Origin of the sequence: Undibacterium sp. GrIS 1.2 (genome assembly GCF_040544435.1) — a bacterium.
GTDB lineage: Bacteria > Pseudomonadota > Gammaproteobacteria > Burkholderiales > Burkholderiaceae_D > Undibacterium.
In genome coordinates this window covers 1-1,147 of the sequence record NZ_JBEONP010000153.1, presented here as the reverse complement: position 1 = coordinate 1,147, position 1,147 = coordinate 1, and the positions used below count along the sequence as shown (strand labels likewise).

The 1,147-nt window shown below is 45.9% G+C and carries 1 protein-coding gene; it reads left to right on the top strand.

The features are described 5' to 3' along the window. Positions 1 to 85: 85 nt before the first annotated feature. On the top strand, positions 86 to 1,105 hold the full coding sequence (locus AAKU61_RS22630) for an IS701 family transposase (protein ID WP_354335888.1): 1,020 nt from the start codon (positions 86 to 88) through the stop codon (positions 1,103 to 1,105). Positions 1,106 to 1,147 lie beyond the last annotated feature (42 nt).

Sequence of the window (1,147 nt, the reverse complement as noted above, 5' to 3'; positions counted from 1 at the left end):
TAGGACTTACGCAAAAACAAGAGAATTGTAACAAGATGTAAAGACGTAAACCTAAAAAAGAAAACGGGTGTGTACAGTTCTGGACATGCCAAAACGACCAACCCGCTTAGATTACTGCCAGTATTTATTGGTAACGCCGATCAATCACACGATCACCAATTTTGCCGACCACGTAGAAGATATGAGTCACGATGCGATCAATCGATTTTTGCGAGACGAGAAGATGACGCCTCACTTGGTGTGGGACAACGTGCGTGATCTGATTGCGGCGACAGCGGGTGGTTGCATCACGTTTGATGACACGATTATAGACAAGAATTTTTCGCATAAAATCGAGCTGGTAAGACGTCAATACAGTGGTAATGCGCACGGCATTATCAAAGGCATTGGGGTTGTTACCTGTGTGTATGTCAATCCGGAAACGAAGGAGCATTGGGTCATTGATTATCGTATTTACGACCCACAAGGTGATGGCAAATCTAAGCTCGATCATGTCAAAGACATGCTGACCAATGTGGTGCATCACAAAGGTCTGGCCTGCCGTACCATGCTAATGGATACCTGGTATGCCACCAAGGAACTGATGCTCTTCATTGAGTCCTTGGGTAAAATTTATTACTGCCCCATCAAGAGCAATCGCTTAGTCGATGACTCACGTGGCGAACTGGACTATCGCCATGTCGATTCACTCGATTGGAATGAGCGAGAAGTAGCGCATGGCAAGATCATTAAGATCAGAGGATTTCCCAAAGAGCACAAGGTCAAACTGTTCCGCGTTACGGTGTCTACCCACCGCACGGACATGGTCGTCACCAACGACCTGACTCAAGATTTAACGAAGGGCGCACAACAAGCGTGTGCCTTGCGCTGGAAGATTGAGCAGTTTCACCGAGAAGCAAAACAACTGACGGGAATCGAACGCTGTCAATGCAGAAAGGCGAGAATCCAGCGCAATCACATCGCTTGTGCCATCCTTGTATGGGTTCGCTTAGCCGCTGTCGCAAAGCAAACTAGTGAAACCTTGTATCGCATTAAACATGGCCTGCTTGATGAATTCTTACGACAGCAACTTAAAAATCCGAGTATTACTATGCGTCTTGCATAAACCCGTTTTATTACAAAATTACGCTTTTTGCGTAAGTCCTAA

Coding starts and splice junctions, on each gene's coding strand:
- AAKU61_RS22630 (WP_354335888.1), top strand. CDS start 86: ATGCCAAAACGACCAACCCGCTTAGATTACTGCCAGTATTTATTGGTA.